The 14,249-nt window shown below is 68.5% G+C and carries 16 protein-coding genes; 2 read left to right on the top strand and 14 right to left on the bottom strand.

What is annotated here, in order from left to right:
• Positions 1-57: 57 nt before the first annotated feature.
• From ACFPFQ_RS47195 to ACFPFQ_RS47205, 3 genes are read right to left on the bottom strand one after another with little or no spacing between them, the layout of a single operon-like run.
• Entirely contained in the window at positions 58-1,290 is a 1,233-nt protein-coding gene (locus ACFPFQ_RS47195; RefSeq protein ID WP_379629856.1) for a methyltransferase domain-containing protein, read from the bottom strand.
• Positions 1,287-1,610 (bottom strand): hypothetical protein, encoded by a 324-nt coding sequence (locus ACFPFQ_RS47200; RefSeq protein WP_379629857.1) that lies wholly within the window; start codon positions 1,608-1,610, stop codon positions 1,287-1,289. Before ACFPFQ_RS47200 ends, ACFPFQ_RS47195 begins: the two co-directional genes overlap by 4 nt.
• On the bottom strand, positions 1,607-2,446 hold the full coding sequence (locus ACFPFQ_RS47205) for an SAM-dependent methyltransferase (RefSeq protein ID WP_379629858.1): 840 nt from the start codon (positions 2,444-2,446) through the stop codon (positions 1,607-1,609). The genes ACFPFQ_RS47200 and ACFPFQ_RS47205 overlap by 4 nt, the downstream gene beginning before the upstream one ends.
• Positions 2,447-2,706: 260 nt before the next feature.
• Here ACFPFQ_RS47205 and ACFPFQ_RS47210 point away from each other — a divergent pair, with 260 nt between their 5' ends.
• Complete coding sequence (locus ACFPFQ_RS47210; protein ID WP_379629859.1) at positions 2,707-3,471, top strand: UTRA domain-containing protein; 765 nt, start codon at positions 2,707-2,709, stop codon at positions 3,469-3,471.
• Complete coding sequence (gene pyrF / locus ACFPFQ_RS47215; RefSeq protein WP_379629860.1) at positions 3,468-4,172, top strand: orotidine-5'-phosphate decarboxylase; 705 nt, start codon at positions 3,468-3,470, stop codon at positions 4,170-4,172. The genes ACFPFQ_RS47210 and pyrF overlap by 4 nt, the downstream gene beginning before the upstream one ends.
• 91 nt (positions 4,173-4,263) lie before the next feature.
• Here the strand turns inward: pyrF and ACFPFQ_RS47220 are convergent, their stop codons facing one another.
• From ACFPFQ_RS47220 to ACFPFQ_RS47270, 11 genes are all read right to left on the bottom strand, one after another.
• Positions 4,264-4,776 carry a hypothetical protein gene (locus tag ACFPFQ_RS47220; RefSeq protein ID WP_379629861.1) on the bottom strand — a complete coding sequence of 171 codons (513 nt, stop codon included), beginning with the start codon at positions 4,774-4,776 and terminating at the stop codon, positions 4,264-4,266.
• Positions 4,777-4,848: 72 nt separating this feature from the next.
• Positions 4,849-5,589, bottom strand: coding sequence for a DUF2786 domain-containing protein (locus ACFPFQ_RS47225; RefSeq protein WP_379629862.1), 741 nt, complete (start codon positions 5,587-5,589; stop codon positions 4,849-4,851).
• Between the two features lie 28 nt (positions 5,590-5,617).
• On the bottom strand, positions 5,618-6,214 hold the full coding sequence (locus ACFPFQ_RS47230) for a hypothetical protein (RefSeq protein WP_379629863.1): 597 nt from the start codon (positions 6,212-6,214) through the stop codon (positions 5,618-5,620).
• Between the two features lie 12 nt (positions 6,215-6,226).
• Positions 6,227-6,733, bottom strand: coding sequence for a DUF4913 domain-containing protein (locus tag ACFPFQ_RS47235; RefSeq protein WP_379629864.1), 507 nt, complete (start codon positions 6,731-6,733; stop codon positions 6,227-6,229).
• Positions 6,730-8,565 carry a type IV secretory system conjugative DNA transfer family protein gene (locus tag ACFPFQ_RS47240; RefSeq protein ID WP_379629865.1) on the bottom strand — a complete coding sequence of 612 codons (1,836 nt, stop codon included), beginning with the start codon at positions 8,563-8,565 and terminating at the stop codon, positions 6,730-6,732. The genes ACFPFQ_RS47235 and ACFPFQ_RS47240 overlap by 4 nt, the downstream gene beginning before the upstream one ends.
• Positions 8,562-10,079, bottom strand: a complete 1,518-nt coding sequence (locus ACFPFQ_RS47245; protein ID WP_379629866.1) for a hypothetical protein — start codon at positions 10,077-10,079, stop codon at positions 8,562-8,564. The genes ACFPFQ_RS47240 and ACFPFQ_RS47245 overlap by 4 nt, the downstream gene beginning before the upstream one ends.
• 12 nt (positions 10,080-10,091) lie before the next feature.
• Positions 10,092-11,576 carry an SCO6880 family protein gene (locus ACFPFQ_RS47250; protein WP_379629867.1) on the bottom strand — a complete coding sequence of 495 codons (1,485 nt, stop codon included), beginning with the start codon at positions 11,574-11,576 and terminating at the stop codon, positions 10,092-10,094.
• Complete coding sequence (locus tag ACFPFQ_RS47255; RefSeq protein ID WP_379629868.1) at positions 11,573-12,748, bottom strand: hypothetical protein; 1,176 nt, start codon at positions 12,746-12,748, stop codon at positions 11,573-11,575. Before ACFPFQ_RS47255 ends, ACFPFQ_RS47250 begins: the two co-directional genes overlap by 4 nt.
• Positions 12,745-13,344 carry a hypothetical protein gene (locus tag ACFPFQ_RS47260; protein WP_379629869.1) on the bottom strand — a complete coding sequence of 200 codons (600 nt, stop codon included), beginning with the start codon at positions 13,342-13,344 and terminating at the stop codon, positions 12,745-12,747. Before ACFPFQ_RS47260 ends, ACFPFQ_RS47255 begins: the two co-directional genes overlap by 4 nt.
• Entirely contained in the window at positions 13,341-13,607 is a 267-nt protein-coding gene (locus ACFPFQ_RS47265) for a hypothetical protein (protein ID WP_379629870.1), read from the bottom strand. Before ACFPFQ_RS47265 ends, ACFPFQ_RS47260 begins: the two co-directional genes overlap by 4 nt.
• Positions 13,604-14,065 (bottom strand): hypothetical protein, encoded by a 462-nt coding sequence (locus ACFPFQ_RS47270; protein WP_379629871.1) that lies wholly within the window; start codon positions 14,063-14,065, stop codon positions 13,604-13,606. Before ACFPFQ_RS47270 ends, ACFPFQ_RS47265 begins: the two co-directional genes overlap by 4 nt.
• Between the last annotated feature and the right edge of the window lie 184 nt (positions 14,066-14,249).

A 14,249-nucleotide genomic window follows, 5' to 3' on the forward strand; every position in this document is an offset into this window, starting at 1 on the left:
CCTCTGGAGGCGGTTGCTGGGCCTTGAGGCCGGGGTGGCCACCATGCGGTTTGTTGATCATGGCGCCGAGTTGTGTGTTGCCGCGGGCAGTGGCCATGACGTGCCGGACGGTCGGTGCCACAGCCGGGTGCCGTGGGCGCCGGCGGTCAGTCCGAGGTCTGCCCAGCGCGGGGCGCCGAGGTCGTGGTGAACTTCCACCGCGATGTCGATCAGCCGCGGGAGATTGGTGACCCCGGCCCATCGCACGCCGTGGCGGCCGCCACGGTTGATCGTGTAGTCGATCTCCGCCCACGAGCCGTCCAGGCTGGCCAAGTAGGAGGAGTGCCCGCCGGTGGCGTCGGCACGGACGGCGTGGGTGGTGCCCGGTGGGAGGTGGACCTGGCATAGCAGCGCCAACGGGGTGTTCGCGGTGAGCTGGTCGACCAGGAGCGCGGTGCTGGCCACCCGGACAGGTCCGGGGAGCGGGTCCAACGGGCGCCGCGGTGGCCGGAACCGTGCCGGGCGGCGATAAGCAGGCAACGGGGTGGTCCAGTCCAGGAACGTCCCGGTCAGTTCTGCGGTGCCGGTGGCGGGGTTGAAGTTGCGGTGCAGCAGGGCGTGTCGTCCGGCGCCGAGGCTGCCGCGCAGCCCGAGAAGCAGGTGTCCTCCCGGGCGTACGAGGGTGACCCAGGCTGGTGGGACGTGATCGACGTGGTGGGACACCAACACCCGGTCGTAGCGTCGTGGGTCGGCGTGCTCGGCCGAGCCACCCAGCACCAACCCGGGCTGCTGCCCGGCCGCGCGCAGGCGGGCGGCGGCGTGGTCGTGCAGTTCGGGGTCGATCTCGACGCTCGTCACGCTGTGCTCGCCGACTCTGTGGGCCAGCAACGCCGTGGTCCACCCGACCCCGGTGCCCAGTTCCAGCACACGATGCCCGGGTCGTGGGGCGAGGATCTGCAGCATGGAGATGATCGCCGCCGGTGGTGGGGCCAGTGATACCGGTTGCTGGCGGCCGGAGGTGTCGAGACCGGACAGGGCGACCACCAGCGAGTCGTCACCATGCACTGATCGCAGCCAGTCGGGACCGCTGATTACGCGGCCACCCGACGGCGGTGGCGCGGTGGCGGGGCCGACGCGTAGCCAGTCTGGCGAGCCGTCCGCGGTGTGAGTGGGCATGTAGAAGTCGGTTACGAACTCGTCGCGGGGCAGGTCCCGCATGCCCTCACGCCATGCGGGGTCGGTGAGGACACCGCCGGTGATCAGCCGAGTGATCGCAGCATCCCGGAAACGGGTCAGCGCGTCGGCGATCACGCCGTCACCGCCTCAGCCCGCCCGACCACGCGCTGTCGATCAGCTCGCGCCCGCCGCAGATCGATAGCCCGCCGATTCAGAGCCTCCCGGGGTGGGTCGATGCGGTCGAGAAGCGTCCAACCCGCAGGAACGGAACGGGTGTCCAATGCCCAGATCCACACGGTGAACCCCTCACCGCCCAGCACCTGCGCGATACGGCCCGCCTCGTCACGGCTGTGAGCGTCGGCGTGGCGGGTCTCGTCGCGCACCACCACCCGCCCGCGGTGCTCGACGAGCCGACTCTGCACATGGAAGGGAGCGACCTTGTCGCTGTGGTTCACGATGTGCACCCCATCCCGACCCAGTAATGGACGCTGCGCACGTCAGCTGGTGCGTGCGGGGGCGGCCGCCAGGCCAGCATCGGCACCACTCCGGGCGCGACCAGGTCCAGGCCAGTGAAGAACTCAGCCACCTCCACCCGGGAACGGGGCCGGTAACTGAGCCCGGCCTCCTCTGCAGCGACCGCGGCCCCCGTGACGGCGGTGGGGTCGAAGTCCGCTGTGGGGTGGCTGATCGTCAGATAGCTCCCCGCGGGCAGCACATCCAGCACCGTCCTCACCAACTCGTGTGCGTGCTCGTCGGTGAAGTGGGCCAGGACCGACGTCAGCATGACCGCGATCGGTTCCGACCGGTCCAGGGTTCCGAACACATCCGGGTCGGCGAGCAACACCTTCGGGTCGCGGGCGTCACCCTCGACGAACACCGCCTTCCCCGCAGGCTCACCGATGAGCAGGGCACGGGCGTGGGCGGCGACGATCGGGTCGTTGTCGACGTAGACGACCCGAGCCCGGGAGTCGATCCCCTGCGCGACGTCGTGGACGGACCCTGCGGCGGTCGGGAAGCCGGAACCGATGTCGAGGAACTGTCTGACACCGCACCCGATCACAAGGTGGCGCACGGTGGCACCGATGAACGTGCGGTTCGCCCGCACCATCCGGCGCAGGGCGGGGAGCTGTTCGGTCATCGCCTCGGCGGCGGCTCGGTCGGCGCGGTAGTGGTTCTTCCCGCAGAGAAGAAAGTCCTGCATCCGCGCCGGGTGCGCCCGGCCGATGGCGATGTCGACGACCTCGGTGTGGGCGGTCGTGTCGTGCGTCGGAGCGGGGGTGGCGGGCTGCATGGCGGCGGGATCTCCCGTGTGGGAGCCGGTCGGTGCGAAGCGGGCCGTCATTCGCACCGACCGGCAGCTGGTGGGCGGGGCCAGGCCGTGAACGGCCGGGGTTGGTGCCGCGATGGGTGATGTCGATCTCACGCAAGCGCTCCCGTCCAACAGACCTGCACTGATGTGCAGCGCAAACGTACCGCACCACCTGGTACCTGTCCACCAGGTGGTCAACCGCACACGGACAACCCCCTTTGGTGTGCAGTAGGCTGCGACGCGTGCCTAAGAAGCCCGAGTACGTCTCGATAGCCGAGGCGCTCAAGACCGAACTGTTGGCGGGCAGGTATGACGATGAGCAGTTACCGAGCAGCACCGCACTGGCCGAACGCTTCGACGTCAACCTGAAAACTGCTGGACGGGCAGTCCAGCAACTGGTCGCCGAAGGAATGCTGATAGCGCGTCCTGGCATGAGAGCGATACCGGTCCCGCGAAATCTTCGTGCTACGCGATGGCCGATGACTGGTCGGTATGCGCGCGCGAGAGCGGCTCATGGCCTGATCTTTGACAGCGATGTAGTGGGAAACCTTCGAAAGGAGACCGTTCACCGCCAGTGGGAACGACCGCCGGAAATCGTTGCCCGACTTCTCGATGTGAACCCGGAGGAGAGCGTCTTTCATCGGCGCAGCCGGACGTACGTGAACGATATTGCAACAGAAGATACCTCGATGTACTTCCCGGCTTCGGTCATCGATGCTTCGCCGAAGCTCGAACGCGAGGAGAACATTCGCGTCGTTTCCTTCCTGGAGGAAGCTGGATTCGTGGTGACGCGAACTACGAACGAGCTGCGAGCGCGTCATGCAAGCCAAGTGGAGCAAGGCACGTTCAGGCTAGATGCCGACGGCATCGTCATCGAGCACGCACACGGAACGTACGGTGCCGAAGGTGAGGCCCTTGAGGCCGTCATCAACATCCGTCCAGCACGTGACAATGTCGTCACCTTCGACACATACGAAGCGCCAATCAGCGAGGGACAGGAACAGTGAGTACAGAAAACGATGTTAGAGGCCGAATCGCCGTCGCACTTGATACGGGCGACCTTGACGAGGCGGCAAAGATCATAACGGCCGTGAAGCCCTTTGTTGGCATAGCCAAGGTGGGACTGCAGCTATTCAGCGCTTCCGGACATGCCGCCGTCCGCATGGTTCAGGACGCCGGAATGGACGTGTTCCTCGACGTCAAGCTCCATGACATTCCGAACACTGTCTACGGAGCAAGTCGAGTACTGGGCTCCCTCGGGGTTCGATTCTTGACAGTTCACGCGTCGGGCGGAAAGAAAATGCTGGAGGCGGCGGTTCAAGGGCTGGCTGAAGGGGCGGAAGGAGCCGGACTGCCGTCACCGACGGCTCTCGCCATCACTGTCCTGACGAGCGATCCCGCGGCCTCGGCCAACCTCTTGACGGAGCGCCTGGACGCAGCCGTCTCGGCTGGTTGTGGCGGAATCGTCTGCGCATCATCTGACCTGAGGGTTATCAGGGCTATATCCCGGTCAATCACGACTGTTGTTCCCGGCATCCGCCCTGCGGGCGTGCCGGTCCATGATCAAGTCCGCGTTGCGACACCCGCGGAAGCCATCAAGAGCGGCGCGGACATCCTAGTTGTCGGTCGAGCCATCACCGGTTCTGACGACATGTCCCAGGCAGCCCGAGCGGTGGCGGCGGAGGTAGGCGAGGCGCTGTCAGGTTGAACCCACGGGCGTCGTCGACGACGCGGACCAGTTGGCGGTTGACGTCCTCGCCGTCCTCGCCGTCCTCGGCCAGCCGCAGCTCCGCCCTCGGCTACCGGGACGTCTTGAAGAACAACAGGACCGCACCAGCGCGTCGGATTCTCGTGGCGAGAAGGCACATGAGGACGAAGACCGACAGGTAGCTGGCAGGTAGCAAGAACCACAGCGCGTTCCCGGCAGCTTGCGCAGGACGGGGAGCTGAACCGAGGTCGTACAGTCGAGACAGCGCGCCGCCGTCGTAGACCACAGGCCCCGGCGTCCCGGGAAGGCCGTCCAGAAGTCGCACGTGAACCGCGTCGACCGGGCGGCGCAGCGCCTGCCAGGTCATCCCGGCGACGTGCTCGCTCGTCGCCGCCGACGGCGCCCTGAGGGTTCCGGCTCCGGAGCAGCGTGTCACTCGGACCTCGACCACGGTGCGGCTGCCCGCGGTGACCTGCTCGGTCTGAACCCAACCGCATCCTGTCAGTTGGGCCAGGTCGGCGGGCGGCGGCGGCAGCATCCACGCGCCCGCACCTGCGAGCAGTACAACGAGCAGCGCTGCGACGACGTACCGGATCCACGACACGAGTGCCAGTCTGCGCGTCCAAAGGGCGGCGTGCCGACGAGTTCCGGGAGACCTGGAGGGCACGAGGGGTGGCTACCCGCGCTCCAGCGCTCGACGGTTGCCGGTGACCCTCGCCTGACCGACGTCGGCGCGTCTGCCTGCCTCCCTGCCGGCTTGGTATCCGCTGCCGGAGAGCGTGCGTTTCCGGCCGGGCTTCAGGTCGCCGTACTGTTCGTCGAAAGCAGCTTGTACGAGCGAGCGTCGGTCGGCGAGAACGAGTGCGGCCGACGGGCCCTCTCGAGTCGCGGCGGCGTCGTGGCGCTCGACTGCGCCCCGTTCAGCGGCGAGGAGGCGGCGGTAGACCTCCGATGAAAATCCGGCGAGGTAGGTGCGGCGGAAGGCGGTCGTCGACTCTCGTGACCATTCCGGCGGACGCTGATGAACCACCGACTTCGTCGCCTGGAGCATCAGCGAAGTGTAGGTGACCTCGATTCTACGGAGATCGGACTCGAAGCCGATCACGGTGACCGCGGAGATCTGTCCTCGGCCGTAACCGGGATGCTGCACGAGGCGACAGCCCATGGCTTGTGTGACGGCGTTGGCGAGTTGCGCCTTCTCGACGGAGTAGGGATCAGTCATCTTCATGCGCAGGCTGCCGATGGTGTCGCGGGTGTCACCGCTTGCTGCTGCGAGCATCGCAGCGTCGACGCCATGTTTCGCCATCAGCTCCGAGGCCTTGGCGTTGTAGGCGTCCGCTTCGTTGGTCGTGGCTGCTCGTTCGGCCTTTGCTAGCAACTTGCGGATCACCTCGAGCTTCTGGTCGCTCCGATCCATCAGCTTCTTCCCTTCGTGTTGATTCGTCCTACTCGCGATAGCTGACGTGGACGTGGTCGAAATGGCCTCCGGTCACGTCTCTCGGGTCATGAAGTCCTCCGCCGGTATAGCGGCGGCCCCAGCCTTCGGTATCGACGACTTCGGGCGCCCAGAACCTTCCCTGCCAGATGATGTATTTGACACGGAGCGGCTCGGCGTTGGCGCGTAGCCAACCGGCCAGGCGCCAGCCGTTCGCGAGGTCCTGACCCTGCGGAAACTGTCCGAATCGTGCTGGGAAGTAATCGCACGCCCGCCCAAGGGGGTGTTCACTGTTCCCCGCGCGCTGGCCCCAGCAGTTGGCGGAAAGAATGGGAGAGCCTGGCGCCGGGGGTCCGAACGTCCGGACTATCTCGTCGTAGGCATGCCGGGTGATCGGGGTCAGGCACCGTCCGCCGGTGGGATCGCGCTCTGTGCACCCCGCACCGCCACCGCGGTAAGGCGTCGGCTGGGCCAAGTTCGCCAGGGACGCATGGTCGGCTCCGGTCGGCGGAGCCGCCGGCAGGCTTCCGAGGAATGTCGCGATGAGCAGCAGCGGAATCAGTAGGACCGCACCGAGGCTTCCTGCCCCCAGGAGCAGTGCACGCATGTCGGGGCGTTCTCACTCTCGGGAACGGACCGGGAGCATCGGTACCGGGGTGTGCGCGGTGATGCTGCGGTACCGCTCGTTGTGCGCGCAGTCCGCAAAGGGGCCGATCGGGCTGAGCAACTCCCGTAGACAGGGATCGAGGTGGTCGCGGATCCAGATCGACATCGCCGCGCCAGGTTCGGGGGCGAGTTCGCCCCAGGCGCTGCGAAGAGCTTCGAATCGGAACACCGCCTCGGGGTGCTCCCACCAGATGGGGCACCAGGTCAGCTCGCCGCGGAGCGGTCGGGCGATCATCGAGGTGACCGTTCGATCAACCCAATCGACCAGAGCGCCGACGTCGAGGTCGTCGAGTCCTCCGTCGCTGTGCGCGGCCTGGTCAGGACGCTCGTCGTCGGATTGTGGGACTCCGTTGATCAGCTCGTCGAGCAGATCACTCTGGTGGGTACGCCACGCTTCGAGAGCCTGGACTCGGGCGTACAGCTCAGCGACGAGGCGGTCCGGGGGCTCTGGAGTCGTCATGATCGTGTTCCTTGAGTGGTCGGCGAGGTGCGGTTGATCGGGTTGTCGGGTCCGAGGGCGGCGACCGCGGCGCGGCGAAGCTCCGCCAGGGCGGTCTCGGCGTAGGTGTTGACGTCGGTCTGATCGCGCTCGCGATACCAGGGATGAAGACGGCCCAGACCGGCCCGGCGACCGCTGGTGAGCAGGACGGCCTGGTCACGAGTGATCGCACGCAAGGCGGACGCCGGCAGGATCGGTTCGCGAGCCTGTGCGTACTGACGAGAGACACGACTGCGGTCGACGCTGGTGGAAACCCGCTCGACGTAGTGGTCGCCGATAAGCCCGGACAGCTTGTTCAGGAACGCGTGGTCATCGACACCGGCACCGACCAACTTCATCGTCGCCGCGGACCAGAGGGCCTGCATGCCTTGCTCGCCCCAGACGCCAACGCCTTGCTGGTAGCTCTGCAGGATGGTGAGCACCTGGATGCCGCGTGAGCCGTAGTGGCTGTAGAGCTGGGGCAGCGCGCGGATCGGGCAGATGTTCGCCGCTTCGTCGAGGACGGCGACGACCGGAGGTTCGAGTCGCCCACCGGAGGCTTGGGCGAGGAGTTCGGAGATCTCCAGGATGCGGTCGACGAGCGCCGTGACGATGGGCGCTGCCGTTCCCGCCCCTTCCTTGGAGAGCAGGTGCACAGTGGCGGGGCCGTCTCGACCAGCCGCGAGGAGATCCCACAGATCGAGTTCGGTGGGCGGTGTCGTTGCGGGGGGTTCACGCCAGGTCTCCGGCGGAGTGAGCCATCGCATGAGGCGCTCCGACGTCAAGGCTTTCGTGGCGGTACGCGCGGTCTGGTAGATGCCCTTGGTTGTGACGTCGGCGCCGGTCAGGGTGGCGTCGAGATCGGCGGCCTCAGTGAAGGCGCCGACGGCGTCGAGTGCGGCGATCGCGTCGCGGCGGCCGGGTTGGAGCCAGGCGATGACCTCCCGCATGGTGCCGCCGGACAGGGCGGCGGCCATCAGCGTGGCCGTGAGGACCTGCTCGGCGGCAGCGTGGAAGAACGGGTCGCGCCGCTCCCCACCGATCGTGCCGACGAAGTGCCCGGCCAGCCGAGCCGCGGCCTCAACCCGTTCAGCGGGGTCGGCGTCGGCGATGCTGCGCAGCGGGTTCCACCACCAGGTCTGCTCGGAGTGGGAGATGCGCTGTGGATCGAAGGTCCACACGGGACCAGCGTTGGCGCGCAGTCCTGACGTGAGGGCCCACAGGTCGGCCTTGTTGGAAGTCGCGACGGCGAGGCCCGGGGCGGCGAGGACGCTCGGGACGGCGATCGCGCTGGTCTTGTTGGACCGGGGTCCCATGATGATCAGGGCAACGTCCTCCCAGGACATGACGACATCCCGCCCTCCGATGGAGAGCAGACGCAGCCCCCGTCCAGCGTCGTCAAGATCCGCAGCAGCGGGACGGAGATTGCGGGCCCTTCGAAGCGCCGCCTTTCCGGTCAGATCTCCCAGAGCGTGCGGCCTCAGCATCGATCTGTCAGGGTCGTCGGATCGGTGTCGTCGTTCCACAGCGATCCATACGACGACACCGAGGGCCGTTTCAACCAGCACGATCGCCGCCATCACGACGCCGAAGGTCACAACGCTGCCGTTGGGGGGCAGGAGAGTCTGCGGACCGTCGACCAGGAGCCGGACCAGCAGCGCAGGCTCGGCGACGAGGGTCGTCCAGTGCCCGACACCTATGGCGGTGGCCACACCGAGTGCGATCCACGCGTCCACGACGAGCATCGCGAACCCGGCGATAACACCGATCAGCAGGAGCGGCGCCGTCGCCTCTCGAAACGTGCCGGGGTTCATCGCGAGCCCCGTCGACGACCGGACCGTTGTCGGCGGTCGGGAGTGCCGACAACGGGCTGTGCGGAGTCGGCAACGGGTTCTTGAGCGAACGCGCGGTCTGTGTCGTGCAGGACCCGCTCGCTCGGGGTGAGGGTGAGCGCGATGGGGAGACCGATCCGTTGTCCTGACTTGATCAGGTACTTGCCGCGACCGGGGTGCATCCGGCCGGCATGCCACGTCGGTGGCGCCGCCCAGGACGTGATCAGCGCCGCTTCGCTGTCACTGAGCGAGACGATCCGGCGCAGTCCGTCCAGCTCGGACTCGGCCATCCCGCCGAGTAGGAGGACCCCGTTGCGGGACGCGAGGCCGCGGGCCTTCGCGCGGTCGGCCTCAGTTGGGAGAGCGTCGAGGTCGTCCAGGGAGTGCGTGACCTGGAAGGAGACGACGCCGCGGTGGCGTCCGAGTCGGGTGATGCGGTCGGATCGCTCGACCAGCCCGGGTGCGACTCGCAGCGCCCGCCACAGCTCGTCCTGGACCTGGACGATGTTGCGGCGTCGTTCGCCGTGCGCCACGGCGTCGGCCAGTGCCGCTGACCAGGCCCATGAGCACAGCATTGCCGCTGCGACGACGTCGTCGTCATCGTCGTCAAGTGCGCTGATGTCGAGGGACAGCGCCGGGGTGTCGGGGTCGAACCTGGCGCTGCTGGGGCGGTCGAAGATTCCGCGAATCGCTCCCTCACACAAGAGCCCGAGCGAATTCACCAGTGCCCGCGTTGAGCGTCGATAGCTGGGGTCGTCGTCGGTTGCCGCGATGGACAGCAGCGGGGCTGCGCCGGAGAGAAGGATCGCCAGCACGTCGGGGATGAGCGGCTCCCGTCCACCTGGGGCGCCGTCCGTCGACGCGACGACGAGATCGAGTGCCGCGCCGAGGAGGCGGCGTTCGGTCACGTCGGGCTCGTCGTGGCGCACGATGGTGACCAGCGCTTCGAGCAGTGAGAGCCGCCGTGACCGGAGAGTTTCGACGAGCCGGGTCCGTTCCGTGGCTGGCGCATCGGCGATGGCCTGACGCAACGGACCGGCGTCGAGCGGGTTGAGTGCCTGCAGGCCGCGTCCGATGCGCCACACCGCGCCGCCCAGCGCGGTGACCAACGGGGTGTACTCGCCCTTGAGATCGCCGGGCACGACGGCACGCATGCCGAACGCGACCAGCCCGGCGAGCATCCGTTTGGTGATCGAGGACTTTCCGATTCCGGGCTGGCCCTGTACCCACACCCCGGTGTTGGAGACCAGGCCCGTGCGGAGCCAATGCGCCGGGTCGAGGCCGACCGGTTCGGCCGTGTACAGGTGACGGCCCACGGGGACGCCGCGGACATCCGAGCCCGAGGCCGTCGCGAAGGGAAACAGGCCGCACACCTGGCTGGTGGTTCCGGCGAACTGGCTGCCTGCCTCGACGTGCCCGGCTCGGCCGCCGGCCCGTTCGGGCCAACCCCACATGCGGGGGACGTCGTCGTGCGTCGGGAAGTGGGCGTTGGTCACGGTTGGCTCCTGTCAGCGGTTGCGGCGGTGGCTGAGCAAGTCGGTCGGGTCGATGCCGATTCCGAGCCCGGCGGCGAAGGCGGCGGCCTGCGAGCCGCGTAGCCGGCGGAGCCGGAGCTTGGCTTGGCCGGCACGTTGTTCGACGTCGGCGATCGCGGCGGGAAGGTCGTTGTCGTGCAGGACCGTGGTGGTCACGTAGGCGGTGAATCGGCCGACGCCCGCGCCTTGGGCTTCTTCGCGGGCGGACTGGAGCGCGCGGACACGGTCATCGCGTTCCCGTTGCGTCTCGTCGCGCCGGGTTCGCTCGGCCCAGGCTCGGCGGACCTGACCCGAGGTGACCTCGTTCTCGACCTTCGCGGCGGCCTGGTCGGCGGGGTAGGGCTTGTACAGCCAGGTCGTCCGGCGTGGGAATGGGCCGGGCGCCAGCAGCGGGGCGAGCACGGAGGCGCCGACCGCCTGGCGGGGTGCCTCGCGCAGCGCCCACGTCACTGAGACGGCGCCCTCGTGACGGTAGGAATCCCACTGTTCGCGGGCACCGACCGGCCCGGCGTCCTGCCAGCTCAGCGTGTCGAGATCCTTCCCGCGAGCCACATCCGGGCGGTGGTGCGGGTCGAAGGCGGCGCGGATCTGGCCGATCAGCCATGGCGTGCTGGCCCGGCCGAGGACAGCGACACCGCAGGCGGCGAGTTGGTTCTCGATGGCCGGTAGCCGACGACCGACCTCCACGGCCGACGCGAACAGATCGGTCGGTCGCGGGGTCGCTCGTGCCGGGTCGAGACAGATGGCGACGCGAGTAGTCGCCTCTGCTGACGTTGCGGGCGTGAGTTCCGCCAGCTCAGCCATGATCCGTCTCGACAGCTCTGGCGCGGCGGGGTCGAGCGCCGAGGCGATGTGGTCGTGCACGGTCGTGCCGCCGGTCGGCGCGGTGTCGACGGTGACGGCGAGATGCCGGACGAGCGGCAGGTATCCGAGGTCGGCGAGGAGGGTGCCCCACGAGGCGACCCATGCGTCGGCCCGGTCGGGATCGGCCAGGTCGAGCCCGACCGGTGAGCAGCGCAGGACGGTCGTCAGGGTTCCAGTGCGGCGATGCCACAGAAGCGCGTGACAACCGCCGCGGCCGTCGTCGAGGTCCACCGGCCGCAACGGGGCCAGCACTCCCGGCAGGTCCGCACCGCGCGGATGCTCGGTGAGAACGCCGCCGGACAGCTCGGTCCACCCGGCGGCGCGGGCACGATGGAAGCGCAGCCGCCGTGTCACCACGTCGGTCAAGCTGACCCCACCGATCCGGACGACGATGCTGCCGATCACAACAAGAGACGCGCTGAACAGCGGCAGGGCCGCAGCGGGGAACGCCGAGACCGCGAGCAGCGGTGCGAGCACGGCCGCGAACAACACGAGCGTCGTCGTCGTGGACAGTGAACCGACACCCCACCCGCGCTCGGCCCGCCAGTTTCCATACAGCCGGGGGCCGGGAGGTTGACCCTGCTCCGGCGTCACGGTGTGTCACCGCCGTTTCCGGTCATCCCGCGGCCGACCGACCGGACAGCGGCTGAGCCGACAGCTGCCGCCGCGACGGCAGCGGCGACTGGCGGGGCCGCCGCGGACGCGCCAGCGGCAGCTCCCCCGGCGCTGCCCGCGCCCGCACTGGCCGCGCCGCCGGCCGTCGATGCCGCCCCAGCAGGCATCGAGGCCGTGGGCATGGGGACGCGGCCCATCGTCGCCTGCGATCCCGGGCCGTGGGCTTCCATCGCCGCTGCCCGATCAACGGCCGAACGGCTGTTGTCGCGCGACATGGCCACGGCACCCACAGCGCCCAGGAACCCCGAGCCGCCGCCCCCGCCGCCCCCGACTTGCGTGCCCGACCAGGCGAAGAACTTGAGCAACACGGGCATGGCGATCACCGCGAGCAGAAGCACCATGATCCCGGTCAGCATCGTGGAGACGTAGCCGCCTTGAGCGGCGCTCGGTGAGGAGAGGTAGGAGAACCCGATGTAGTAGATGAACGCGGCGGCCGGCTTGTAGACGACCATGGCGATCAGCCAGGCCAGCAGCTTGTCCAGCCAGCCGCGAGTCGATCGGGTCAACGAACCCGACGCGGCCAGTGGAAGCATCGCGGCCAGCACCAGCAGGCCCGCCTGCCGCATCGCCATGAGCACCCACTGAACGAGCGACAGGACCGCGGCGAGTACGGACAGCAAAAGGATCAGGAAGACGGCGTCCCCCTCCCCGTTGGCGAGCAGGTCCTGCATCAGCTGGGCGAAGTTGCCCACCGCGCCATCCAGCAGGTCGGCGGCGAGCGCGTCTCCTGCCTGCAGCGCGATGTGGAGGGTCGTCACGCCCAGCGCCGACACCGCGGCGAATCGGATCAGCCCGGTGGCGACCAACACCAGCGGCTCGCCCTTGCGCGAGAGCATGAGGCGAATGGCCTGGACGAGAATGGCGCCGAACAGGACGACGCCGATCACAGGTCGGGTAGCGCGTTGCGCGGCGAGCACCGCGTTGTCAGTCGGATTGACGCTGTCGGTCTCGGCCCACCAGGCAGCCCACGACACAACGAGTTCAGCCGCACCGCGGCCCACGTCGACAGCAATCTGTTCGAAGGCTGAGCCGATCGCCTCTCCGGTGTGGCACCCGAGATCGAGTGCGCATCCCTGCGCCAGGAAGCTCATGATCGTGACCCCAGCATCGTGTAACCGTCGAGGTCGGGGTGGAGCGCCGCGCTCTGTGTGGGCACGCGGAGGCGCCAGTCACCGTCCGACCAGCGCAAGGTGGCGTCGACTCGCGCGAAGCCGCGTCGCGCGCGGGCCCTTGCGGTGTCTGCCAACAACGAGACGACGACATGCTCCCCGGTGGGATCGCCCGCGATGACGCGGAAGAACAGCGCGTCGGGCACCTGATCACCAGTCGGTGGCTGGTCCGACAGGGGTGGAGCGGCCAGAAGACGTGCGCGTGCAGCGGCGACGTCACCCCAGCATTGCTGGATCAGCGTCGCGGTCGCGACGTCCGGACCTGCGGCAGTCGACAGGCGCGGGCTGAGGTGCGTTGCCGCGATCGCCGCCCCGATGGGGTCGTGGCTGAATCCGAACGCGAGCCCCATCTCTTCACGGAAGGGGCCGTGGCTGGTGGATGCCGCCGCGACGCCGCCAGGCACGTCGACGAGCACGATCAGGTCGTCGGGTTCGGTTGCGGAGGGGTCAACCGCACATCCCACGGTCGCGACTGTGATCACGACGGCGCACATGGCGCGGAGCGCGCGGCCGCTCATATCTGGAACGCCCCGACGAGCAGCGCCGCGACGGAGGCGAGCGCGAGACCACCGATGACCCAGGCCGACCCGACCAGTCCCTCATAGGCGGTGGCCGACCGGTTGCGTCGACCGATGATCAGCATCAGGGCGCAGATCAGGATGCCGAGAACCCCGGCGACGAGCACCCCCCATTTGAGCCAACCGAGCAGCTCGCCCGCGAGATCGGCAAATCCCGGGGGTGCTTCTGCGGCCGGATTCGGCACCTGGTGCGGAGACGTCATCGTTGCGTCCTCTCGTAGCGTGCTGATGTGATGGCCGGAACCGGCCGGGATGGGCGGGCTGGAGTCGTGACGGAACTCGCAAGCTCCGAGCGAAGGAGTTGGGCGGCGTCGGCGTAGTGGCGCAGCACCCGCGGAATGTCATTGCGGGGTACGGAGAGCAGGCCGCAGACCTCGTCCAGGGGCGCAGCGAGGTCGCGCCATCGCCGTACGAACGGCAGCACGACGATCGCGGCGGCATTCGCTTCGAGAAGCCGAAGTCGAGCAGAAATGGATCGGCCCAGGCCCGATACGTCGACGGCAGTCACGGCGATGACGGGTGACCGCCCTGAGATCCGGACCACCACCTGCGCCGCCTGTCCTGCTCGAACCAGGGAGTCGCCCGTCGCCCGACAGACCAGGACGTCCACGCTTCGACCGACGAACACCCCGGAATCGCACCCGCCGATCGCCGTGGCCACCGTTGTCGTACCGACCCCACCAGCCACCCCGGCGACCAGCGGGCCGTTCCGCCGAGTGGTTCTCCCTCTCGGGCCCTGTCGCTCGATCCTCATCGTCACCTCCGTCCGTTCGACGGCAACGGTGTCGACCGGGGGCTGCGACTGGGTTGTCGAACGTGGTCACCACGCAGGCGCAGCACCGCGA

The organism is Pseudonocardia sp. GCM10023141 (genome assembly GCF_042653605.1).

Coding starts and splice junctions, on each gene's coding strand:
- ACFPFQ_RS47255 (WP_379629868.1), bottom strand. CDS start 12,748: ATGAGCTTCCTGGCGCAGGGATGCGCACTCGATCTCGGGTGCCACACC.
- ACFPFQ_RS47240 (WP_379629865.1), bottom strand. CDS start 8,565: ATGAACCCCGGCACGTTTCGAGAGGCGACGGCGCCGCTCCTGCTGATC.
- ACFPFQ_RS47265 (WP_379629870.1), bottom strand. CDS start 13,607: ATGACGTCTCCGCACCAGGTGCCGAATCCGGCCGCAGAAGCACCCCCG.
- ACFPFQ_RS47205 (WP_379629858.1), bottom strand. CDS start 2,446: ATGCAGCCCGCCACCCCCGCTCCGACGCACGACACGACCGCCCACACC.
- ACFPFQ_RS47225 (WP_379629862.1), bottom strand. CDS start 5,589: ATGGATCGGAGCGACCAGAAGCTCGAGGTGATCCGCAAGTTGCTAGCA.
- ACFPFQ_RS47230 (WP_379629863.1), bottom strand. CDS start 6,214: ATGCGTGCACTGCTCCTGGGGGCAGGAAGCCTCGGTGCGGTCCTACTG.
- ACFPFQ_RS47260 (WP_379629869.1), bottom strand. CDS start 13,344: ATGAGCGGCCGCGCGCTCCGCGCCATGTGCGCCGTCGTGATCACAGTC.
- ACFPFQ_RS47235 (WP_379629864.1), bottom strand. CDS start 6,733: ATGACGACTCCAGAGCCCCCGGACCGCCTCGTCGCTGAGCTGTACGCC.